This is a genomic window from Rhizobium sp. J15 (genome assembly GCF_002531825.1).
Lineage (GTDB): Bacteria > Pseudomonadota > Alphaproteobacteria > Rhizobiales > Rhizobiaceae > Rhizobium.
The window spans coordinates 1-22,679 of the sequence record NZ_NWSX01000040.1; the positions used below are offsets into that span (position 1 = coordinate 1).

At 60.6% G+C, this 22,679-nt stretch carries 21 protein-coding genes and 1 pseudogene; 11 read left to right on the plus strand and 11 right to left on the minus strand.

What is annotated here, in order from left to right; genetic code table 11:
• The first annotated feature begins 251 nt into the window (after positions 1-251).
• Positions 252-1,208 (plus strand): trypsin-like peptidase domain-containing protein, encoded by a 957-nt coding sequence (locus CO670_RS25305; protein ID WP_097592819.1) that lies wholly within the window; start codon positions 252-254, stop codon positions 1,206-1,208.
• A 359-nt stretch (positions 1,209-1,567) separates the two neighbouring features.
• Here the strand turns inward: CO670_RS25305 and CO670_RS25310 are convergent, their stop codons facing one another.
• Positions 1,568-2,188 carry a helix-turn-helix transcriptional regulator gene (locus tag CO670_RS25310; protein WP_097592778.1) on the minus strand — a complete coding sequence of 207 codons (621 nt, stop codon included), beginning with the start codon at positions 2,186-2,188 and terminating at the stop codon, positions 1,568-1,570.
• Between the two features lie 9 nt (positions 2,189-2,197).
• A complete protein-coding gene (locus CO670_RS32670) occupies positions 2,198-2,476 on the minus strand; it encodes a hypothetical protein (protein ID WP_141502384.1) in 279 nt (92 codons plus the stop codon).
• 75 nt (positions 2,477-2,551) lie between these two features.
• Between CO670_RS32670 and CO670_RS25315 the strand changes: the two genes are divergently transcribed.
• From CO670_RS25315 to CO670_RS25340, 6 genes are all read left to right on the plus strand, one after another.
• Positions 2,552-2,785 (plus strand): hypothetical protein, encoded by a 234-nt coding sequence (locus tag CO670_RS25315; protein WP_097592779.1) that lies wholly within the window; start codon positions 2,552-2,554, stop codon positions 2,783-2,785.
• Complete coding sequence (locus CO670_RS25320; RefSeq protein ID WP_097592780.1) at positions 2,782-2,994, plus strand: hypothetical protein; 213 nt, start codon at positions 2,782-2,784, stop codon at positions 2,992-2,994. The genes CO670_RS25315 and CO670_RS25320 overlap by 4 nt, the downstream gene beginning before the upstream one ends.
• A gap of 93 nt (positions 2,995-3,087) precedes the next feature.
• Positions 3,088-3,552 (plus strand): hypothetical protein, encoded by a 465-nt coding sequence (locus tag CO670_RS25325; protein WP_245425984.1) that lies wholly within the window; start codon positions 3,088-3,090, stop codon positions 3,550-3,552.
• A gap of 86 nt (positions 3,553-3,638) precedes the next feature.
• Positions 3,639-4,535, plus strand: a complete 897-nt coding sequence (locus CO670_RS25330) for a CHC2 zinc finger domain-containing protein (protein ID WP_097592820.1) — start codon at positions 3,639-3,641, stop codon at positions 4,533-4,535.
• A gap of 17 nt (positions 4,536-4,552) precedes the next feature.
• On the plus strand, positions 4,553-5,977 hold the full coding sequence (locus CO670_RS25335; RefSeq protein WP_176539019.1) for a virulence-associated E family protein: 1,425 nt from the start codon (positions 4,553-4,555) through the stop codon (positions 5,975-5,977).
• Between the two features lie 244 nt (positions 5,978-6,221).
• Positions 6,222-7,022, plus strand: a complete 801-nt coding sequence (locus CO670_RS25340; RefSeq protein WP_176539020.1) for a glycosyl hydrolase 108 family protein — start codon at positions 6,222-6,224, stop codon at positions 7,020-7,022.
• A gap of 379 nt (positions 7,023-7,401) precedes the next feature.
• On the opposite strand, the gene dusA is transcribed toward CO670_RS25340, so the two are convergent.
• Entirely contained in the window at positions 7,402-8,400 is a 999-nt protein-coding gene (gene dusA, locus CO670_RS25345) for a tRNA dihydrouridine(20/20a) synthase DusA (protein WP_097592783.1), read from the minus strand.
• A 181-nt stretch (positions 8,401-8,581) separates the two neighbouring features.
• Entirely contained in the window at positions 8,582-8,794 is a 213-nt protein-coding gene (locus CO670_RS25350; protein WP_003540801.1) for a cold-shock protein, read from the minus strand.
• Positions 8,795-9,633: 839 nt separating this feature from the next.
• Here CO670_RS25350 and CO670_RS25355 point away from each other — a divergent pair.
• Both CO670_RS25355 and CO670_RS25360 read left to right on the plus strand, forming a co-directional pair.
• Positions 9,634-9,810: pseudogene (locus CO670_RS25355) on the plus strand (transposase); the annotation flags it as partial.
• 316 nt (positions 9,811-10,126) lie between these two features.
• Entirely contained in the window at positions 10,127-11,050 is a 924-nt protein-coding gene (locus CO670_RS25360; protein WP_245425987.1) for a hypothetical protein, read from the plus strand.
• A 214-nt stretch (positions 11,051-11,264) separates the two neighbouring features.
• Here the strand turns inward: CO670_RS25360 and CO670_RS25365 are convergent, their stop codons facing one another.
• From CO670_RS25365 to CO670_RS25375, 3 genes are all read right to left on the minus strand, one after another.
• The gene (locus tag CO670_RS25365; protein ID WP_097592784.1) at positions 11,265-14,045 is read right to left on the minus strand and encodes a metal-binding protein; all 2,781 of its coding nucleotides are present in this window, start codon (positions 14,043-14,045) and stop codon (positions 11,265-11,267) included.
• 391 nt (positions 14,046-14,436) lie between these two features.
• Positions 14,437-14,904: a DUF3828 domain-containing protein gene (locus CO670_RS25370; RefSeq protein WP_097592785.1), complete on the minus strand. Its 468-nt coding sequence runs from the start codon at positions 14,902-14,904 to the stop codon at positions 14,437-14,439.
• A 112-nt stretch (positions 14,905-15,016) separates the two neighbouring features.
• A complete protein-coding gene (locus CO670_RS25375; protein WP_097592786.1) occupies positions 15,017-15,403 on the minus strand; it encodes a GNAT family N-acetyltransferase in 387 nt (128 codons plus the stop codon).
• Positions 15,404-15,560: 157 nt separating this feature from the next.
• Between CO670_RS25375 and CO670_RS25380 the strand changes: the two genes are divergently transcribed.
• Together CO670_RS25380 and CO670_RS25385 are read left to right on the plus strand one after the other, a co-directional pair.
• Positions 15,561-16,283, plus strand: a complete 723-nt coding sequence (locus CO670_RS25380) for an SOS response-associated peptidase (RefSeq protein ID WP_097592787.1) — start codon at positions 15,561-15,563, stop codon at positions 16,281-16,283.
• 121 nt (positions 16,284-16,404) lie between these two features.
• Positions 16,405-17,103 (plus strand): hypothetical protein, encoded by a 699-nt coding sequence (locus CO670_RS25385; protein WP_097592788.1) that lies wholly within the window; start codon positions 16,405-16,407, stop codon positions 17,101-17,103.
• Positions 17,104-17,198: 95 nt separating this feature from the next.
• Here the strand turns inward: CO670_RS25385 and CO670_RS25390 are convergent, their stop codons facing one another.
• The 4 genes from CO670_RS25390 to uvrB form a co-directional block, all read right to left on the minus strand.
• A complete protein-coding gene (locus tag CO670_RS25390; protein WP_097592789.1) occupies positions 17,199-18,230 on the minus strand; it encodes a hypothetical protein in 1,032 nt (343 codons plus the stop codon).
• Positions 18,230-18,766 carry an ImmA/IrrE family metallo-endopeptidase gene (locus tag CO670_RS25395; protein WP_097592790.1) on the minus strand — a complete coding sequence of 179 codons (537 nt, stop codon included), beginning with the start codon at positions 18,764-18,766 and terminating at the stop codon, positions 18,230-18,232. Before CO670_RS25395 ends, CO670_RS25390 begins: the two co-directional genes overlap by 1 nt.
• On the minus strand, positions 18,766-19,329 hold the full coding sequence (locus CO670_RS25400) for a hypothetical protein (RefSeq protein WP_097592791.1): 564 nt from the start codon (positions 19,327-19,329) through the stop codon (positions 18,766-18,768). The genes CO670_RS25395 and CO670_RS25400 overlap by 1 nt, the downstream gene beginning before the upstream one ends.
• A gap of 92 nt (positions 19,330-19,421) precedes the next feature.
• A complete protein-coding gene (gene uvrB, locus CO670_RS25405; RefSeq protein WP_097592792.1) occupies positions 19,422-22,373 on the minus strand; it encodes an excinuclease ABC subunit UvrB in 2,952 nt (983 codons plus the stop codon).
• Between the last annotated feature and the right edge of the window lie 306 nt (positions 22,374-22,679).

Genomic DNA, 22,679 nt, shown 5'->3' on the forward strand with positions numbered 1-22,679 from the left:
ATCGAGCAGGATTCAAAAATCGCGCCCGACGCTCTAGTTCTGGTTCCCGCTATTGTGATCGGCGATGCTGGCGCGCTGATCGCGCGGCGAATTGCCCGCTGACACGATACCGCAGGCCTGCGGCACCCTCACTTGAACCCAACCCATACCCCAACCATCTAATCCTCATAAGCAGCGCCATGGCGGACGGTTGCAATCGTGATTGCTTCGCCGGCGGCGGGGCGGCCGTTCTGCCGCCTGAGGATCAGATTATGGGTTATATGGATAAGGACATCGTGCCCCAGAGTGATGGGGCGCTGATCGATGCCTATTCGCAATCGATTGCGGCGGCGGTCGATAGGGTCGGGCCGGCGGTCAGCCGGATCGAGAGGGTGGGCGGCCGGCAGGGGCATGGGTCGGGTTTTGCCATCTCGCCGGACGGGCTCATCATCACCAACAGCCATGTGGTCGACGATGCCAAGGTGGTGCGCATCACCACGCCCGACGGTTTCGTGACCGAAGGACGGGTGCTCGGCCGGGACGTCGATACGGATATCGCGCTCATCCGCGCCAATTCCGGTACCGGCGCCTGGGCGAAGCTCGGGGATTCCCAGCGCCTGCGCCGGGGGCACATCGCGATTGCGATCGGCAATCCGCTCGGCTTCGAATGGACCGTTACCGCCGGCATCGTTTCGGCGCTCGGCCGGTCGATGCGGGCGGCGAGCGGGCGGCTGATGGAGGACGTGATCCAGACGGACGCGGCGCTCAATCCCGGCAATTCGGGTGGGCCGCTGGTCTCTTCCGGCGGGGAGGTGATCGGCGTCAACACCGCCGTCATCCAGGGCGCGCAGAGCATCGCTTTCGCGGTGGCGTCGAATACGGCCAATTTCGTGGTTTCGGAAATTCTCCGCCACGGCCAGGTCAGGCGCGCCCTCATCGGCATAGCAGGCGATACGATCGTGCTGCCGCGCCGGGTCGCGCTTGCGGCGGGCATGGCGCAGACGACCTCGGTTCGCGTCCGGCGTGTCGAGCCGGACGGGCCGGCGGCCAAGGGCGGGCTGCAGGAAGGGGATTATATCCTTGCGATCGACGGCAGCCCGGTCGGCGGCGTCGATGACATCGTCAGGTTGATGGACGGCAGCAGGATCGGCAGGGAGACCGAGATCCTGGTGTTCTCGGTCGCGGGGCTGATCGAGAAGAAGAGCCTAGTGCCGATGGCGCGGTCCTAAGCGGGGCGATTTCGGCGTTATGGAGTCGACGGGACGGGCGCAACGTCCAGGAAAGTCTCAGCTTGAGGGGCTTAAGCGGGGCGCGCGTTCCGATCGTAAGATCTGCAAGAAGTAGCGTTGGAACGCGTGCTTCGAGGCTCCGCCCTTTCGGGCTGCGCACCTCAGCATGAGGGAGGTTGGAGGATGCCGCGCCCATGATAGCGGCAATCGGGGATGCCCGTGCGAACGCTCAAAAGCGGTCAAGCTTTGGGCGCGCCTGCAGGTGTTCCGCGTTCGCGAGAGCCTTATCCTGAAGTGCCTCGAAGGACGAGGCGGATTGGTGGTATCCGGTGAGGCACCGACATCGTGTGTGCACGGCCTTATGGAATGACGGCAAGCACCGGGGTGGCGGTGTCGAGCAGGGTTTCCTCGGTGGCGCCGGATGCCGTCTGGATGCGGGCTTCGCCGGTCTTTCTCGCGCGCTCGACCTTGGCCATGATCTGATCGCCATCGCGGGTGCGGCAGATGGAGAGGACGCCGATCGCGGCCGTCTCGACCTCGTCGGTATGGCCGAAGAGGATCACTGCGTCGTCCCAGATCGACAGCGGCCCGGAGGCCGCGCGCACCTGGGCGGCGATGACCTGGCCGTCGACAAGATCGCGGACGGCCGCCTTGGCGCGGTCGATGACGGTCTGCGGCAGCGGGCGTGGCTCCTTCAGCCGCTCGACCGAGCCCGCCTCGTTGATGACAGCCGCCAGCAGGATGCGGGTGGGGGTGCCGTCAGGCTCGACCGAAACGCCGGCATGATTGAGAACGTCCGAGAGCGAAACGCCCAGGAACAACGCAATCTGATTTGCTTCTTCCATCTTCATTCTCCGCGTGCCAGACAGCATGCGCGACGCGGCGGAAGGATCTATGCTGAGATGCCGCGCAAGGCTCCTGACAGATTTCTGCCGTTCGTCCAGCTTCTGGAAAAACCATTTCTTATCGATTTCGGTCATCCCGGTTCCTCAAAGATCATTTGGCGGAACCGAGTTGTTGCAGATTTCGCAACAAACGGCAAGCGGATGCGGCATTGCCGCATCACGTTGCGTGAATTGCATGATCGCGGTGCTGCGCCGACGGGCACCACGGCCGTCCGGCGGATTTGGGTTTCCCGTTGTTTCTCCTTCGTTCTGCAACCTAGATAATTGACATTCACCTCCGGAGTCAATATCGAAGAGGAAAATATTCCTTTCTATGGCTGGGTTGAAATTATGGTGAGCTTTTATTCCGGAATAAAATCCCATCTTCTGTTCGGGAAGGCTTGACGGTGCTGATATCGCATTATATGTTGCTATTATCGCATCAATCGGGGAGCGGACGTGCAAAGGCTCGGTAAGGACGACAAGACGCCATGGCGGAAGGTTCACGAGAAAATTGGCCTTTCCGCCGCGGAACTGGCGCGAGCGATGGGCCGCCATCGCTCGAAGATCAGCCGGGCGCTCGGCGATGACGATGGGCTGATTAGCGGCCGTGACCAGCTGCTCCTAATGAAAGTGGCGCGCGAGCGCGGTATCGCGCTTTCGGCCGATGAAATGATGCCGGAGCGGCGATGAGCGGGCGGGCATCGCCCAGCATTCTCCGGCAGGCGCAACTGCTCGATGGTCTCGTCGGCCATTGCCTGATGCGCGGCGGGGCGACTGCTGGCGAGGCTCTCGTCACGATCACCCGCGCCGAGGTGGGCGAGCTCCAGGCGCTGGCGCGCCGGTTATGGCGCATGGCGCCTTATGAGGACGAGATCCGGCGGCTGGTCGCCGGCTCATGATCGCGCCGCCCGATGGCGCAGATGCAGGTTTTCGAAGAAGCGACAGGCCGGACGAACGGGACGGCGAACAGACGGAAAGGAATGGTGACTCCGATGACGGCAGTGGACAGGAAAGTCAGATTGGCGCCGGCCGCGCTGAAGCGGCCGATTTCAGGCGAGAGGGTCGAACCGGCCCGGAAAGAACGCGTCATGGAGGGAGCGGGAGCGGCGGCGATGGAGCCGATGAACTGCCCCTGCTGCAAGCAGCCGGTGGCGGCGCCCACGCTCGAGATCGTCGTCGACCGTTATGGCGTGACGCCGCTTCAGGCGCGCATTCTGGGTGCTGTCTGGCGTGGCAAGGGCATGCCCGTGCAGACCGAGCGGATCTTCGATGCGATGTATGTCGACGATGCCGATGGCGGGCCGTCGCCGACGCGCATGTATGCCGCCTTCAAGGTGGCGCTCTGCCATCTCCGCACCCGGCTGGAAGGTTCCGGCATCGGCATCGAGAATGTTGGCTATCGCCAGGGATACCGGCTGGTGATGGCCGGCGAGATCACGCCCGCTCGCCGCAGCTGACGGCGGGCACGAGAGCCCAATCCGCCGCCCGAGCTTGCTTCCGCCAAAAGTTGTGACGATCACAACGACCAGATCAGGGGTCGGATATGACCGAAGTCGAACGTATCAGGCGCGAGGCCTGCCTGTCCGAGGTGGCGGCCCGCCACGGCGTGGCGCTGAAGCGGGCAGGGCGCGAATTCGTCGCCTGCTGCCCCTTCCATGCCGAGGCGACGCCCTCCTTCACCATCTTTCCCGGAAAGGATCATGTCGAGCGCTTCCACTGCTTCGGCTGCGGCGCGCATGGCGACGTGATCGATTTCGTCAGAAAGATCAAAGGCGTCGATCTCACGGAAGCGCTCGGCATGCTCGGCGGCCGGGCCGCCGCGCCCGATCCTGCGCCTGCGCGGGCGCCGATGCTCGATCCCTATGCCGGCATCGTGCCGCTGGCGCCGCCTGCAGAACCGATCGAATGCGGCAGGCCGGTGCGTCTCTACAATCCGAAGCGCGGGGGCGAGCGGTCCGAATGGGGAAGCTTCGCGCCGTCCATGGTCTTTCCCCATCGCGGACAGGATGGCGGCCTGATCGGCTATGTTCTGCGCCACGAGCTTGGCGGGGGCGGCAAGGAGACGCCGATGGTCATGTGGGTGCGGCTGGCTGACGGCAGCGAGGCATGGTGTCGTTTTCCCTTTCCGAAGCCGCGCCCGCTCTATGGCCTCGACAGGCTCTGCGAGGCGAGGGCGGTGATCGTCGTCGAGGGGGAGAAGTGCCGCGATGCGCTCTCGATGGCGACCGGGCGCACCGTTATTTCCTGGCCGGGCGGCGTCCAGGGCGTCAAGCATGCCGATTGGTCGCCGCTTGCCGGCCGCAGTGTGGTGATGTGGCCGGATGCCGACCGGCCGCATCCGGAAACGAGCGTGATATCCGGGCTGAAGGCCGCCAACGATATCGGCGTGATCCTCACCGGCCTCGGCTGCAGCTACCGCGTCCTCGACGTCGTTCGGTAAGGCGGCGCGCAGCACTCATGCCATCCCCTCCCTATCTCCATGCCGACTGGCTCTCCGGACGCGCGCCGCCGAAGGGCTGGGATGCCGCCGATGCCGTCGCCGACGGCTGGACCGAGGACGAGCTGTCCGGCTTCCTGTGGGATGCAGCGCGGCCATGGACGCCGCCGGCAGTGGAGACGGTGCGCAAGGCGCGGCCTGCGGCTGCCGGCAAAGCCATGGCCTGTGATGACTGGCAGATGGAGCTGCTGCGCGGCGAGAAGGGCAGGATCAAGCCGGGCGCCACCCGCAACTGGGCGCTGTTCCTCGAACGTCACCCCGATCTTTCCGGCGTCTTCGCCTTCGATGCTTTCAGGATGCGCGTCGTCTTGGTGCGCCGGCCGCCCTGGGAGCCGGTCAAAGGCAGCTGGCGCGAGCGGGCGCTGCAGGATCGCGATTACAGCGAGGCGGTCATGTGGCTGGAAGCCAACGACATGACGCCGAAGGTCGCCAATATCGCCCCCGTGATCCAGACGGTGGCCGAACATGCGCGCTTCGACCGGCTGACCGACTATCTCGAAGGCCTGGTCTGGGATCGCAAGCCGCGGCTCTACAACTGGCTGACCTATTATATGGGCATCGAGGATACGCCCTATGCCCGTACGGTCGGCATGCGCTGGCTGATATCCAGCGTGGCGCGCGGGCTGCAGCCGGGCTGCAAGGTCGATACGATGCCGATCCTCGAAGGGCCGCAGGGCGCGCGGAAATCCACCGCCGTGCGCATGCTCTATGGCGATGATTTCTTCACCGACGAACTCTCCGATATCGGCTCGAAGGATGCGATGATGGAGATGCAGGGCGTTTGGGGCCTGGAGGTTGCGGAAATGCACCGCTTCAACGCCTCGGAAACCAGCGCGGTGAAGAAATTCCTGCGCAAGCAGACCGATCGTTTCCGTCCGCCCTACGGCCGGTCGGTCGTCGAGGCGCCGCGCCGCGTCTGCCTCTGCGGCACGATCAATCCCGATGGCAACCCCTATCTCAAGGATATGACCGGCGGGCGAAGCTTCTGGCCGCTGACCGTCGGACGCATCGACATCGAGGCGATCGCCGCCGATCGCGACCAGCTCTGGGCGGAGGCCGTGGCGCTCTACAGGGCAAAGACGCCCTGGTGGGTGCAGGAGGAGGAGCAGCCGGCTCTCGTCGCCGAGCAGGAGAAGCGCACGGATGTCGATGTCTGGGTCGAGGTGATCGCGCCGACGCTGAAAGGCCAGAGATCGGTCTCCCAGTTCGATATTCTGAAGAGCCTCGGCATCTCGCCCAAGGACGCCGACTGGCGCCACGCCGGCCGCATCGGCCGCATCATGAAGAAACTCGGCTGGACCGCCAGCCGCGACCGCAGGGGCGGGGAGGACCGCGTGGTGTTTCGCAATCCGTCGTTTGCTGCCGAGGGGGAGGAGGTGTTCTAGAGATGGGAGGTTCCACGCCGCCCTCGTGGTTCAAGACGGCCCTTCTTTCGTCACGGCAATCGACTTACTGGATCGATTGCTCCGCTGCGCGGACCGTTTCTCACCCTCACCGCGCAGGCCGCAGGCCGGAGCCTCGAAGGGCGAGGGGCGGCCACTAACCTCCCCACCGATGGCCAGAAGTGTTCGATCCCGACAACTCTTCATCGGCAATGGTTGTGGCGATTTCATCCGAAGGGAAATTGTCATGGCCAAGGGAAATATGTCCGCCTGCCTGCCGATCACGCTGGCTTATGAGGGCGGCTTCACCAGCGATAGGCGCGATCCGGGGAATTGGACCGGCGGCGCCGTCGGCAGGGGCACGCTGAAAGGCACGAAATACGGCATCGCCGCCGCGAGCTATCCCAATCTCGATATATCACGGCTGACGATCGCCGATGTGACGCCGATCTATCAACGGAATTATTGGCGGCCGCTCGGCGCTGAAGCCTTGCCGGCAGGTCTCGATCTGGTGACATTCGATTACGGCGTCAATTCCGGCACGGCGCGGGCGGCAAAGGCGCTGCAGGCGGTGGTTGGCGCGGCGACCGATGGCGTGGTCGGCGGCGAGACGCTGAAGAAGGCGGCGATGAGCGATGTCAAGCGGGTGATCCAGTCGCTCTGCGCCCGGCGGCTCGGTTTTCTCCAGGGGCTGAAGACCTGGGCGACCTTCCGCGGCGGATGGTCGAAGCGGGTCGCCGATGTCGAGGCGAGGGGCGTTGCCATGTGGCTTGCGGCGTCGGCGCATGCCGATCCGAAGGGGGCGCTGTCGCAGGAAGCGGAGAAGGCCGATGCGGTGTCGAAGAAGCAGCGGCGCACTGCCGGCGGAACCACAGCGCTTGCGACCGGCGGCGCCGGCTCGAACATGGCGGCCGGCGGCGAGATCAATTGGCTGCTGATTGCGGGGATTGTCGTGGTCGTTGTGGCGGTTGCGGGGCTGCTGGTGTTGAAGGCGCGGCGGAACAGGGAGCGGGCTGCGGCTTATCAGGCGTTGGCGAAGGTGGCGTGAGCGGGGGCTTTGCACATGGAGATGAAGAGCTCCGAAGATTGTTCTCACTAAACCTGTTCCCGCTTGTTGCGGCGAGGTCTCGCGTGAGACGTTGGCGGGGGACGGAGAGGCGGCAGCATATCTCCTTCTCTCCAGCGGAGAGAAGGTGCCTGCAGGCGGATGAGGGGGCGAGCGACGATAGGAGCGAGTGTACTGAGCGCAAGCGAAGGGCAATCATGAAAGGCGCGCCGTGCAGCCCCCTCATCCGCCCTTCGGGCACCTTCTCCCCGAGGGGAGAAGAGGGAACAAGCTGTGGGCTCAGCTTGTTCTTCCGACCTCTTGGGTGGGAGAAGAAGCCCCTTGCCTTCTACAGCTTGAACCTCTGTTCAGGTTGAGGACGTTACGCGCTTACCGCCTCCTGCTCCGTCTCCGAAAAATCCACCGCCGCAAAGGCTGCGGCGAGCACTTCCGGACCGGCGCCGGTTTTAGTGGCATCGGTCGAGAGGATCTGGCGGTAGCGGCGGGCGCCGGGCAGGCTGGTGAAGAGGCCGACCATGTGGCGGGCGACATGCTGCAGCCGGCCGCCGCTTGCGATGTGGCGTTCGGCATAGGCCATCATCCGGTCGCAGAGCGCCTGCCAGTCCGGCTCGGTCGCCGGCGCGCCGAAGAAGCGATGGTCGACGTCGGCGAGAATCGCCGCATTCTGATAGGCGGCGCGGCCGAGCATGACGCCATCGATATGGGCGAGGTGGGCCTCGGCCTCGTCGAGCGTGCGGATGCCGCCGTTGATGCCGATGAAGACGTCGGGCCAGCGCTGTTTCATCCGATAGACGATCTCGTAATCGAGCGGCGGGATCTCGCGGTTCTCCTTCGGGCTCAGGCCCTTCAGCCAGGCCTTGCGGGCGTGGATCCAGATCGCGTCGGCGCCGGCATCGAGCACGCGGGTTATCAGTGCGGGCAGCGCCTCTTCCGGCTCCTGCTCGTCGACGCCGATCCGGCACTTCACCGTTACCGGCACGGTCGCGACCGCCTTCATCGCCGCCACGCATTCGGCCACCGTCTGAGGCGTCAGCATCAGGCAGGCGCCGAAGGTGCCCGATTGAACGCGATCAGAGGGGCAGCCGACATTGAGGTTGATCTCGTCATAGCCATAGGGCTCGGCGAGCCGCACCGCCTCGGCAAGTTTCGCCGGGTCGGAGCCGCCGAGCTGCAGCGCCAGCGGATGTTCGGCCGCATCATGGCCGAGCAGCCGCTCGCGCGGCCCATGGATGATCGCATCGGCCACCACCATCTCGGTATAGAGCAGCGCCTCCCGGCTGATCTGACGGTGGAAATACCGGCAATGCCGATCCGTCCAATCGATCATCGGGGCAACCGCGAATATCGGCTTCTGCGTCATCGAGATTTCATTGGTCCTTGTCTGGTGGCGCCGAGATCAGGCGCCGCTCATCGCTGCCCGGGCGGTCTCATATCAAGCGCGCATATAACACCTGCCGCTGCAATCGACAAACTGGGCAAGCGCAAACGAAAACGGCGCCCCTTGCGGAGCGCCGTTCTTGCCGCCGAAGCGATATTCTGACTTAAGAAGCCGAGATGTTGACGGCCTTCGGGCCCTTGCCCATGCGGTCCGGCTCGGTGTCGAAAGTGACCTGCTGGCCTTCGCGCAGCGACTGGATGCCAGAAGCCTGCAGCGCAGAAATGTGAACGAAAACGTCCTTTGCGCCGCCGTCCGGCGTGATGAAACCAAAACCCTTGTCCTGGTTGAAGAATTTTACGGTGCCCTTGGTGGCCATTGGGATAGTCCTTTTCCCTTAGTCTGTGTTTATCCGCGCCCCCGAGAGGAAGCGGACGGCTTTAGCTTTCGTCCCATTTGGGGTTGGGGGACGAAGGGTCAGTCGGAGAAGTCACGTACGGGGAAAGAACGTCTACGTAGGCGGGTCGTCCCGCGCCCCCTTCCGCGAAGAAGGGATTGCCACATCAGTCCAGTCACCGGCATGCAAATGCCCGAGTGGATGAATTCGTGCCAGCATTTCGGGCAAAAAGCAAGCGGCATTATTGTGGCATGGCGGTTATTGTGACAGGAAATGCCGAAGATTCAGATACTTGACGAAAAGTTAGCGAATGCTTGCACGCCTGTGCCATATCGGGATTGCGTGCCGAAATGGTGCGAGCGGCGGATTTTGAGCGCCGGCGCGGATTCCCTCGGAAGTAGTTGATGCGGAAAGATAGTCGCATTGAAGGCGAGTTTGCTGAAGCCCTTCGCGATCTTTCAGATTCGTTCGCCGCGCTTTAGGTCTTTGTTTTTACGCGCATCGTTATCGCAAAACCGCGCACACTTTTGCGCGACACGCTTTCGTGCGGGCTGGTGTCGAGCAGGCCTGATTCGCCCGCCGGGATTGCGCAAGCTGTGGCCCCAGTTTCGTAACCGATGTGCTGATCCCACGTTGTCCTTCATGCCCTGATCTGTGATCGCCTTTCCATGGATGAGCAACGGGAGTTTCTCCATCGAGAATACATTGGAGTTTCTCACAACCAGGAAGTCTGGACGTGAGGTTCACCGGCGTTGGCCTAAGGAGGTCACGGCGCAGATGGTGTCGGAAAGCCTTCGACCCGGTGCGAAGGTGAATGAGGTGAGGAGGGCCTGAAGCGGATCGGCGAACTCTATCGCATCGAAGCCGAGCTGCGTGGTCTCTCCCCTGAAGCTCGCCTTGCTGGAAGGCAGGCACGATCAGCGCCAATGATTGCCGACATGCGGACTTGGCCGGCCCATCATTGCGCCCGCGTCGCTGGCAAGTCGCCGCTTGGTGAACCCGGCACGGCAATATGCGTTCAAAGGATTCTATCCGGCACGGAGCGGACTTCCCCCGACATTTGATCCGTCGTTTTAACCCGCCAAAAACGACCAGCGTTTATGGATGTCTCAAGTACCGTGTGAGGTTGCCGTTGAGCGCTTTAACTCGTCAAGGTTTTTGACCTCGTGCGCACGGCGAAGAGCCGTCGTTGTCGCGGCTCCAGTCCTCGGCCTCAAACGAGAAACCTCGTCAGCATGGGAGCAGGGCAACGTTACCCCAAAAACTCGGTGCCAGCGAAGGTTCGAATTTCATTCCCAATAGGCGGAGAAAGCTTTGAAAAAATTCAACCCCATTCGAACGCGTGAGGTGATTGGAGAGACCATCGCCCGCGTACTTCGTACCGAATACGATCCCGCCAAGCCGATGGGGAATTTTGCGGCGCATGACATTAACGATGTTATCTCTGCCTGGCTGGTGCGTCATGACAAGCAAGTAACATCCGTTCTTCCGCGTGCGCTCCAATGGTTGGACAGGGCCATCGAGGGAAAAGAAGAGGAAAGGTTTGGTCCTTTTCCCTGTTCCCACCGCAGGACTTTGCACTGGGCTAAGGCCCTCGGCCAATGGATGCACGGAAAAGGAAACGACGAAGCATCGTGGAAAACCGCACAAGATGCGGAGATTGAATACATGCGAACCGGCTTTACCAAGGTAGTCGGTGTCGACAAGTTTGATTACAAGCTCCAACGTTTCGTTCCTCAGGAAATCAAGGGCCTGCCGTATAGTTCACGGAGGCTGCTCGTCGACGGAACTCTTGACGATTTCATGGCATTCAGCCTCCAGGCTGGTCAGTACGACACCGCAGTCGAGGAATATGAGCGACACTTGAAGCCGAAAAACCCATCGCTCAAAACAACGTTAAAACCGCGGGCGTTTGGCTATGCGCTTTGTCTAAAAAAGTTAGGGCGGGCGCGATTTGGCGAAAATGACCTGTTGGAGGCCGGGCAGCGAATGCTGCGGTCCAATCTCGAGGAAACATGGTTGGGAGGCGGCCAATATCAGCGTGCGGCCACATGGTTGAAGATCGTCTATTGGGACCGCGACCAGACCCTGACGCCACTGGAGACCATCCTTAAAGCCTACGACAACATGCCAAACGTACCGTTGCCTGATTTCATGCTGGCAACCCGGTCTGAACTTGAGCCAAATTCGCTGCGAATGAGGTGGGCACAGGTCGTCAAAAGACTTCGGTTCAAATGAGGTTTGCATTGGTGACGTGAGCACTGATTTCCAGCTGAGGCTGAACATCGATGATCAAGCGATGACGCGGAAGGTGGGATCAGGACAGCGGTTACGCAGTTTCGAGGTGCCGGCAAACGGCGTGCTCGCAAAGTCAGAGCGCCGCTATCCCAGGGGACGCGGCGCTCGATATCGAAGCTCTTCTGACGCGAGTCTGCGTCATCAGGAGACGCGGCTAGATCAAAGCGTCGTGCAGCAGGCTCGACGGCTCGAAGACGTCCTTCACGGCGATGGTGAAGTCGTGGCTGGTGGCGTTGCCGGCCGCATCATAGGCTTCGGCGGTGAAGGTCAGGCTGTGGGTGCTTTCATAGTCGATCGCAGCCTTCGTCTGGATCTTGTTGCCGACCAGCTTGAAGATGCCGTCGGCATCATCCGACAGCCGCCACTTCACCGTGCCGCCTTCCGGATCGCGGGCCGTCAGCAGGCCGACCGAAGTGCCGATCGCGACATTCTCGGAGATCGAGCTGCGCGAGAAGGCGAGATTGACAGGCGCCTTGTTGACCGGCGCCTCGTTGACGTCGAGAACGCTGATCGTGATGTCCTTCTCGACCGTGACCTTGCCGTCGGAGACCGCGACCTTGATCGTGTGGGACTTCGCCGTCTCATAATCCAGAGCCTTGGAGGTGACGATGCGGTTGCCGTTGATCCGGAAGTGATCGTCGGCGCCGTCGATGAGTTTGTAGGTGAGTTTGTCACCTTCTGCATCGCGTGCACTCAGCAGGCCGACCGTGGTCCAGATCGGAGTGTCCTCGGAGAGGGCGGTTTTCGAGAGCTGGATATTGGTCGGTGCGGTGTTGTTGAGTTTGAAAGTCTGCGTGGCGAAATCGTAGATGCCATCGGCAAACTTGGCGAATTCCATGTCGCGCAGCGTGTCCACACCTTCCTCGGCGCTGGTCAGGACGTGATCGCCATTGTTCAACGCCAGGGAATAATTCGCGAAATTGCCTGAGAAGACCGCGGTGTCAATGCCCGCGCCGCCATCGATGGTGTCGTTGCCTGCGCTGCCGGTCAATTTGTCGTCGCCGGCATTGCCATTCAGGATGTCGTTGCCGCCGCTGCCGTCGAAAATGTCGTTGCCGTCGGTCCCGGTAAATTCGTCGTCACCGCCGCCGGTCTTGACGTCAATGCCGAAGGCATAGCCGGCGATGAACGATCCGAGATTTCCGAGTTCGTCGGAGAGATCGAGGTGGGCGCTGTCCGTGAGTGCCATTGAGGCGCGAAAATCGCCAAACGGATCGGTCGACCAGACGATCTTATCGAAGCTTTCGAACTGCGCGCTCGATCCGGCGACAGACCATCCAGCGGTTTCAAGAACTTCGATGTTCTTGATCGTCAAGCCCCGGAGGGAGGCCGCGCGGAGCGTATCCAGCCCAGCGCCGCCGTCCATCGTTCCGGAATTCTCTGGAGCGAATGTCTCCATGGCTATGGAATCGTCGCCGTCTCCGGCATCGATGTCGATAAACTCCGCGGTCGTGCCGAAAAGTTCACCATCGTCGATCGTGTCGTTGCCCGCGCCGCCTTTGATGACATCGTTTCCGACGCCGCCGGATATATTGTCATTGCCATCGCCGCCATTCAGCGTGTCATTGCCAATACCGCCCTGGATTGCATCGTTTCCTGCGCCGCCGTTCAGCGTATCCGCGCCGTCGCCGCCATTGATGGTGTCGTTGCCGGCGCCTGTCGTGATGACATTGTTGCCGGTTGAGCCCGTCACGTTCGCGGAGCCGGAGCCCAGTTCGTCGGCAAGGTCCACCGTGCCGGAATCCGAGATGACCAGGTTGACCGGGACGAGAGCATTGATTTCGGAATCACGGATGACATCGTAAGCCTCGAACTCAGCGCCGGTCTTGGTGATCGTGGCGCCGTTCGTGTTCAGGATATTCAGCGGCGTACCCGGCTCGGTGCTGTTGACCGTGAAGGTTTCCGTCGCGAAGTCGTAGACGCCATCGGCAAAGCGCGCGAATTCGACGTCTGTCAGTCTATCCGTGCCTTCCAGCGCGCTTGTCACGACGCGGCTGCCATTGTCGACCGCGAAGGAATAATCGACGAAATTGCCGGCGAAAACAGCCGTGTCAATGCCCGCGCCGCCATTGATGGTGTCGTTGCCGGCACCGCCGGTCAATCTATCGTCGCCGCCGTTGCCATTAATGAGGTCGCTGCCGCCGCTGCCGTCGAAGATGTCGTTGACGTCGCTGCCCGCGAACTCATCGTTGCCGTCGCCGGTTTTGACGTCAACGCCGGAGAAGCCGCGGACAAGAGTCCCGAGATCTTGCAGTTCGTCGGAAAGATCGAGATGGGCGCTGTCCGTTACCACTAGCGAGGGATCGAAACTGAAGAACGGATCGGTCGATCTGACGATCCTTTCAAAGCTCTCGAACTCTGCACTCGAGCCGCTAATCTGAAATTCCGCCGTTTCAAGATTTTCCACGTTCTCGAGCGTCAGGCCGTGGAGCGACCGGGCTCGCAACGCATCGACGCCATCGCCGCCGTCGATCGTTCCTGATGTAAATGCGGCGATGCTGTCGATGGTTATGATGTCGTCGCCTTTGCCGGCGTCGATGTCCAGGATCTCCGGCAGCAAGCCGTCAGGGCCGAAGTTGAACCCGCCATCGGTGATCTGATCATCGCCGTCGCCGCCAATCAGTTTGTCATTGCCGGCATTGCCATAGATGGTGTCATTTCCATCGCCACCATTCAGCGTGTCGTTGCCGTCACCGCCATTGATGATGTCATTGCCGGCGCCCGTGGTGATCGTGTTGTCGCCGCTCGAGCCGGCGACGTTCGCCGAAACCGAACCGAGTTCATCGGCCAGATCCACCACGCCGGCATCGGAAACAACGAGGGTGACAGGCGCGGAAGGATTGGCTGCGGAGTTGCGGATGACGTCGTAGGCTTCGAACTCGGCGCCGGTCTTGGTTATTGTTGCGCCGTTGGTGTCCAGAATATTCACGGCCATATAAACTTGCCCCCAATAGATGCGTTGTACTCTGAAAAATGAGAAATCCCCGAAAGAACTGTTTATTGGCCCGACGGTCGACAACCCCTCGGGGATCTATGCCAATCTGTAAACAAGTTTTCAATGAAAAATTGTGATTTTTTCTTGATTTTTTAACGAAAAAGTAAGGCAGAAATACTGCGGAACGACTTTGAATTTGCAAACCAAAAGTCGTATTTTAGTCTTTTAATTTATGTCCCGAAATGACACATATAATTCGCGGTATAGATGTGGAAGTATTTCGGCCGGCGTGCGGCCGCGTTGCCGCATAGAGCGGCCATCCTCGCCGGGCTGAAGAAGGAGTGTGGGCGCCCGCTGCGCTCGGGCGCAGGGGAGAGCCGGCGGCGGTTGCCTACCTGTCGTCGCCGAGCAATGCGCCGAGGCTCCAGGGCGCCTCGCCCTGCTGGTTGGCGATGTCGTCGACTTTCCAGCCGCCATGTTCCCTGACCAGCGTGTAATAGAGCGTCACTTTTTCGCCGTTGCGGAACTCGACCTCGACTTCGGCGCGGTCGTCCATGAGGATCGGCTGGCCGATCTCGACGTCGCTCGCCTCGCCATCCTGGCCTGAGATGACGGGATCGAAATCGAGCGCGCCGACTTCGCCCTCCGGCGTGTTGTCGAGATCCTGCTGCAGCAGCCCGTTCAGGTGGTCGGAGAAGAAAGCGGAATAGGGCGAGGGGCCGTCGTCATCGGCGCTTGCGGCATCGAAGCTGTAGAGCGCCCGCAGCAGCGCCTTCGGGCTCTTGTAGGTCTCGGCCAGAGCGGGCAAGGCGATGAGCGCCGAGAGGGCGAGGCCGAGGATGAATCTGGACAGGCGCATGCGGGCTCCTCCTTGCGAGAGATTATTCATACCGGAGTCGCGCGGGCGGGTGGAGCGGCATTTTTCGGGCTCAAGCTAGGACGAGTTGTTGCCGATCAATGACGGGCAGGCCTCAGGCCAGCTTGATGAGGCCGGCCTCGGTCGGCCGGAAGCCGCAGGCGCGATAGAAGGACGCTAGGTGCGGCTCGAAATCGACATGCAGCCATTCGGCGCCGCGTTCGCGGGTGATCCGTGTGGCCTCCCTGACCAGCCGCGTCGCGATGCCCTGGCGGCGCATGTCCGGGTGAACGCAGGTGTCGAGAATGAAGGCATGGATGCCGCCATCCCAGGCGACGTTGACGAAGCCGACGAGCCTGCCCTCGTGATAGGCGCCGATATGGGCGAGGCTGCGGGGCAGGATGCGGGAGAAGTCGGGTGCCTGGGGTGTGTTCCAGGCGGCGGACCAGAGGGCGTTGAGGTCGGCTGGCGAGGGGAAGGGGTCGATGCGGAGTTCGGGCATGGTGGTCTTCCAGTTGGTGTCGCACGTCAGCGGACGCTTGCTACACGAGAAAACATGCCCAGGCGCATTCCCGCAAGGGCACAACTGAGGCGCTGTTGACTCGGTTCCGCCATAGAACATAATCAGAACATCTAATATTCGGCTGCGGAGAGAGCCCATGTGCGGACGCATCTTCGTCAAGACATCGCTTGACGAGCTGATCAGCAATTTTCCCTTCGCGGTGAAGGGCGGAGACATTGACGGGCTTGGTAACCGCTTTCCGCGCTGGAATGGCGCGCCGTCGCAAGATTATCCCATCATCATCAGGGATATCGTGCGCGAGCCGGATACGACGGGCCCGATCTTCGTGGCTGCGCGCTGGGGGCTGATGCCGTCCTGGGCCAAGCCAGGCGGCAGGCCTCCGCCGGTTAATGTCCGTTGCGAGACCATCAGCGGCAACGGCATGTTTCGCGCGGCCTATCGCTCGCGCCGCTGCCTGGTGCCGATCAACGGCTTCTTCGAATGGAAGGATATTCATGGCACCGGCCGGAACAAGCAGCCCTATGCCATCGCCATGCAGGACGGCTCGGCCTTCGCACTCGCCGGCATCTGGGAGACGTGGAAGGACGCGAACGGCGTGTCGATCCGCAACTTCGCTATCGTCACCTGCGAGCCCAACGAAATGATGGCCGACATCCACGACCGGATGCCCGTCATCCTGCATCGCGAGGATTACGAGCGCTGGCTGTCTCCCGAGCCGGATCCGCACGATCTGATGAAGCCTTTCCCGGCCGAACTGATGACGATGTGGAAGATCGGCCGGGATGTCGGCTCGCCGAAGAACGACAGGCCCGACATCATCGAAGAAGTCGAGGACGATCCGGAACCGACGCTGATCTAGAGCAATTCCGGCCGTGGCGGCGGCGGCCTTGCGTCCGGAATCTTCTGCCATTCACCGGCTCGGGCGGGAGCCATTCACGAAACCATGCGGCAAACACATCCTCACGAGGAGAGGACAACGCATGCAAGACGATATTGGAACGCTCCTGAGGTCGTTCCTCAAGAATGCCCTGCGCAAACAGTCACAGCGCCGCATCCGGGATTTCGGCGGCTATGATATCGGCAAGCGCCGCAATCTTCACATCATCGAACCGATGGCGCGGGATACGGCGGAATTTCTCTGCACCTATCTCTGCATCAGCCTGCGCGGCGAACCGGCGAGCAAGGAAGGCGTCGCTTCCGCCGTCGCGGCAGCCCTCAGGAATGTTTCCGACGAGCTTGCCTACAGACTGACCCGGCGCAGTGACGAGGGGTGGCGGACCCTCTGCGATCTTGTGGCGGAGTTTCTGGAAGCCTGCCTGACGATCGACCGGAAGCCCTATGATGGCTCCCTGACGGCCAAGTCCGACTATAATGGCTGGAAGAGCTGGGAGATGATCCTCAGCGATGAGGCACCTAGGGGCAAATGGCGCCACGCCTGGAAGGAAAAACCCGGCGACGATTTCATCGGTTTCCACGGCGATGCCTGCATGGGGCGGATCTTCAAGATCGAGCTAACGGGATATGAGGAGCGCTGGTACTGGCTGATATCAGCCGACGGTAGCCCCCGGCGCGGCTGGCCGGCGGCGGGGTACGAGGCGAGCGCGCGGAGTGCGGCGTGTCGGGTGGAGCGGATTTATTTTGCGCTGGTGAGGGGTGTGGAGAGGATTGGTGGTGGGTGAGTGGAATTTGGCAACTGCGTGGGTGAGGCGGCCAGGTTGGCCTGCTTTCGCCTCGCTTCGTTTGGGCGAGTATCTCAATATTTTTCAAATCTAATCTATCGGCTCACCGCCCGAGAAATCCATTGGTTTATACGAACTGAAATCCAAAAGCTTGGGCTGCGTCCGCCTAAGCGACCATTAAGTGCTGCATTTCTTATCTGATCGGTGCCCCAGCATTCCACTAAGCTTGTGCCGCTGGCAGAATAAATTTCACGCGCCGCCCTAGCATAGCCTCCATCTGCTTCACGATATCGTCTGAAGCTATAGCGATCTGTAATGGCATCTACTCTTGGCACCCATCCCCGCGCATTAGTGGCATATCTAATAGGATGCACTGATGCGTAATCAGAGTGAGCGATATTCAAATTAGGAAATCTTCGGACAAGGTTATCGGTAAGGGCAAATTCAGTTGCGTCAAATGCTCCGGCGGAATCTGTACCATACCCAGTGTCCACGACGTACTTAGGGTACGCTGATGAAGAAACAAAAAGCGTATGTGGCGCGTAATTTCCGACAGTGTCTTGGATAAACTGTGAAGCTATCGCCTCGTAGTTTGGCAACATGCCCCGAGGAATAAAATATATCGATCCGCCAACAATTATATTGTCTGGGGATGTTGCTTCTAGCGCCCAAATCATTAGTTGTCTTATCAATATCGCATCTGTTGCGCCGCCACGTATGCAGATCTTTCCAAAGCTTGATACAAGGCTACTAACTTGAGCGCAAAAATCAGCCTTTGTCCCGTCTTCTTCATATAGCGCGCAGGGTATTATCGGATATTCTGCATAGCCGGAAAGGAAGTTTATCCAGTTTCTGTAACCATCATCTTGATCAAAAAAAGAAATAATTTCTTCGTTGATCAAATCGCTCTCTGTTGAAAGATCCAATATAAAATTGTTTCTTCCATAAACCTCTATAACCTGCTCCATTCTCCTAGTCGCGGAACCGTCTGGGAGACCCTTTGTTTTTCGCGAACGCGTCAACTCAAATGCTGGTAAAATATGAGACTTAATCTCGCTCGTAAGAAATTTAAGAGCGCGCAACTCGGAATCGGTAGTTTTTAGGACTGGAACGTATTTCCGACTCATCAATCAATCTCAAGGTGACGAGTTACGTTATCAATCCTAAATTGGGTTGCCAATTCGGAAACACCAAATTCGCGTGCAATAGCGCTGACGTTGTCGCCATATTCTTGCTTCACCATGAGAAACCGATCTTCTGGCATCAATAAGCGGGCGGCAAATTCATTGGCCTCATACTCTCGCGGATTTGCCTGCTGATCGCGCCTAAATATCGCCTTGTCTTCAAAATTCCCTAGATGACGATGTAAGAAGTAGTGTCCAAGCTCATGGGCTATAGTAAATCGACGTCTATTCGGGTGATGCAGCGCATTGACGCCAAGCATCCAGTATCCGTCCTTCTTTTTGAGATAGCCAGATATTTCATTAGGCAGGCTTTCTAGAGATATCTTAAGGCCAATAGAAGTGGCGAGTCCCTCAACATCCAAGGGCTGCATCCGTAAATTCCGACCCTCTGCTAGACGAAGTGCATCGCGTGCGGCCGTTGATGTATTGTATGTTTCGGGGGGGCGCGGAGCCGTAACGGACTTTTTCAAAATTGCCATTATTGTTCTTCCTGGTCACTTGCGGCTGCCAATCGAGACTCTACCTCTTCAAGTCGTGCTGCGATATCGCCAATACTCTCCAGCCTTTCCTGGATCGCTTCGGCTTCAATTTCGCTGGCGAGAGAAACCTCTTTCCGTACTAATTCATGGAAAAGTATCGACTTCAAATAGATGTCAAAACGCTTCGCAGTAAGCTCATCCACGGCTGATTCGACTTGATTTGTGGAATGCTGTTTTATTAAAAAAAATGAAATTACGCCGAAAACGAAAAATGTTGAGACAAGTATTTGAACAGTAGTTGAGTAAAATCCATTTATGGATGACAAAAATGAGTTCGCATCTATTAAGCCTCCATTTCGGAGTAATTTGTAAACTGTCGCCGTCTCTTCGGTGCTGAGTTCGCTAAGTCGATCCTTTACTAGAATTCCATGTATGGATGCTAACGATTTGGAAATGGGATTGCCAACCAGCAGGGCGGCGCTGCTCAAGAACACCAGCGTACCAACGGCTGTTCCCAAAAAAATAGAAATCACCGTAACCCATGAGGTATTGTTCTTTTGCATACCAAAATCTCGCGTCGGGACCAGAGAAAACACGTCATCGTAATGAAGCGTAAGTTTCTAACAAAATAATGCGGCTGTATTAAATAAAGTATCTATCGCCCCGGCCGCCCAGTCTTACCCTTTGTCCTGCCCTTGCGCTTCTGCTCGCTCGGCTCCTCATAGCTCCCGGCGCCAACCCGCCCGCGCACAACCGGCCGCACGTCGTCGTCGCGGTCCGGTTGGCCCTCCAGCAGCGGCGAGAAGCGCTTCGTGCCCTTTGAGGCGTCCGGCTTTTCCGGCACCTGGCCGATCACCGGTTTTTCGGTGCGGCCGACCGTCATCTCGTCGAGGTCGTTCTTGCGGAAGAGGCTCTTGCCGGCGGGGGTGGTGGGGTCGTGGCCCATTTCGTCGAGGGTCGGCTTGGCGAAGTAGGAGGGGGCGGCATCCGCGGCTTTCCCCTCCCCAACCCTCCCCACAGGGGGGAGGGAGCCTGTCGAGGTTGCGGCACCCGTCTTCTTTCGGCCGCCTTCCATCGCCTTCGATTCTTCGCGCGCCATCGGATCGTCCATGACGGCCAGTTCGGCGGCCTTGAGGCGTTTGATTTCGTCGCGCAGGCGGGCGGCTTTTTCGAAGTCGAGGTCGGCGGCGGCGTCGCGCATGTTTTTTTCGAGCGCGTTGAGATGGGCCTGCAGGTTGTTGCCGACGAGGTTGCCGCCATCGGCGAAGCCCTTGCCCGAGACGCCCGAGATATCGGCGCGGACGTGGTCGCGTTCGTAGACGCTGTCGAGGATGTCGGAGATCTTGGCCTTGACCGATTCCGGGGTGATGCCGTTTTCGAGGTTGTAGGCCATCTGCTTTTCGCGGCGGCGCGCGGTCTCGTCCATGGCGCGCTGCATGGAGCCGGTCACCTGGTCGGCATAGAGGATGACCTTGCCGTCGACGTTACGCGCGGCGCGGCCGATCGTCTGGATCAGCGAGGTCTCGGAGCGCAGGAAGCCTTCCTTGTCGGCGTCGAGGATGGCGACGAAGCCGCATTCGGGAATGTCGAGGCCTTCGCGCAGGAGGTTGATGCCGACGAGCACGTCGAAGGCGCCGAGGCGCAGGTCGCGGATGATTTCGATACGCTCCAGCGTGTCGATGTCGGAGTGCATGTAGCGCACGCGCACGCCCTGCTCATGCAGATATTCCGTGAGGTCTTCGGCCATGCGCTTGGTCAGCACGGTGCAGAGGGTGCGGTAGCCCTTGGCGGCGGTCTCGCGGATCTCGCCGAGCACGTCGTCGACCTGGGTGCGGGCGGAGCGGACCTCGACCGGCGGGTCGATCAGGCCCGTGGGGCGGATGACCTGTTCGGCGAAAACGCCGCCGGACTGGTCCATCTCCCAGCCGCCGGGGGTGGCCGAAACGGCGATGGTGTCCGGGCGCATGGCGTCCCATTCCTCGAAGCGCAGCGGCCGGTTGTCCATGCAGGAGGGCAGGCGGAAGCCGTATTCGGCCAGCGTCGCCTTGCGGCGGAAGTCGCCGCGATACATGCCGCCGATCTGCGGCACGGTGACATGGCTTTCGTCGATGAAGACGATGGCGTTGTCGGGGATGTATTCGAACAGCGTCGGCGGCGGATCGCCGGGGTTGCGGCCGGTGAGATAGCGCGAATAGTTCTCGATGCCCTGGCAGGAGCCGGTCGCTTCCAGCATCTCGATATCGTAGCGGGTGCGCTGCTCCAGGCGCTGGGCCTCCAGCAGGCGGCCGGCCTTTTCGAGCTCGGCGAGGCGCAGCCGCAGCTCTTCCTTGATCGCCTTGATGGCGCCGTTCAGCGTCGGGCGCGGGGTGACATAGTGCGAATTGGCGTAGATCTTCACCGATTTCAGGTCGCCGGTCTTCTGGCCGGTCAGCGGGTCGAACTCGGTGATGGCGTCGATCTCGTCGCCGAACATGCTTATGCGCCAGGCCGCGTCTTCCAAGTGGGCGGGGAAGATTTCGATGGTGTCACCGCGCACGCGGAAGGAACCGCGCGTGAAATCCATGTCGCGGCGCTTATATTGCTGGGCGACGAGATCGGCCAGCAGCTGGCGCTGGTCCAGCCGGTCGCCGACCGACATCTGGAAGGTCATGGCCGTATAGGTTTCGACCGAGCCGATACCATAAATGCAGGAGACCGAGGCGACGATGATGCAGTCGTCGCGTTCGAGCAGCGAGCGCGTCGCCGAGTGGCGCATGCGGTCGATCTGCTCGTTGATCGAGCTTTCCTTCTCGATATAGGTGTCGGAGCGCGGCACATAGGCTTCCGGCTGGTAATAATCGTAGTAGGAAACGAAGTATTCCACCGCATTGTCGGGGAAGAAGTTCTTGAATTCGGAATAGAGCTGGGCGGCCAGCGTCTTGTTCGGCGCCAGGATGACGGCCGGGCGCTGCGTTTCCTCGATCACCTTGGCCATGGTGAAGGTCTTGCCCGAGCCGGTGACGCCGAGCAGCACCTGGCTGCGGTCGCCATTCTCCAGCCCCTCGACGAGATCGCGGATGGCTGTCGGCTGGTCGCCGGCGGGCTTGTATTCGGAGTCCATGCGGATGGTGATGCCGCCTTCGGATTTGTCCGGACGGGCAGGGCGGTGCGGCGTCCAGATCTTGCCGTTCTTGTGCAGCGGATTGCCGCTCTCGATCAGCTTCGACAGCGCCTCGACAGTGGCGGTGACGCCGCCGGGCGCGAGCTTGTCGGCATCCTCGAGCGAGATGTCGAGGCCGGCGACCGGGTTGAGACCGGCGGCGGCTCGGGTCTTGGGGTCGCTGGAGCCGCCGATGGACACGCCGCGCGCGGTCTTGCCGACGGTGGCCTTCTTGTTGACGCTGACGGCTTCGGAATGCTTGCGCGCCGCATTCTCCACCGCCTTGCGGTGCTTGCCGGCCTTGGAGGCGATGTCGCGCTGGCTCTCGACGCCGGATGCTTCCGCATCGGCCTCCAGCTGCTTCACCCAGTCGGCAACGGAGCCGGAAAGCGGCGCGCCTTCAAAGGACGATTGCGGGGCTTCCTCGAAACCATTCGAGGTCGGAGATTTTTTCGGAGATCTGGCCATGGCGCGAATATGGAGAGAGTCATCGGGAAAGGGAAGAGGCAAAGAGTACAAAAGGGAAACGAATGAATCGTTCGGGGTGGTGAATAGTTGATGCCGTTAGAGGCTGAGCTTGTCGTGCGGCAGGGATGTGGTCGTGTGAGGCGCAGGTGGCAGCCGGTTATGGTTGCCCTTCGCTTGCGCTCTGTGCATTCGCGGCTTTGCCGCTCACCCCCTCATCTGCCCTGACGGGCATCTTCTCCCCGGCGGGGAGAAGAGAGACCAAGACGCGCTGTCGCCATTCCCGCCGTAAGGGTCTCAAGGACGCGA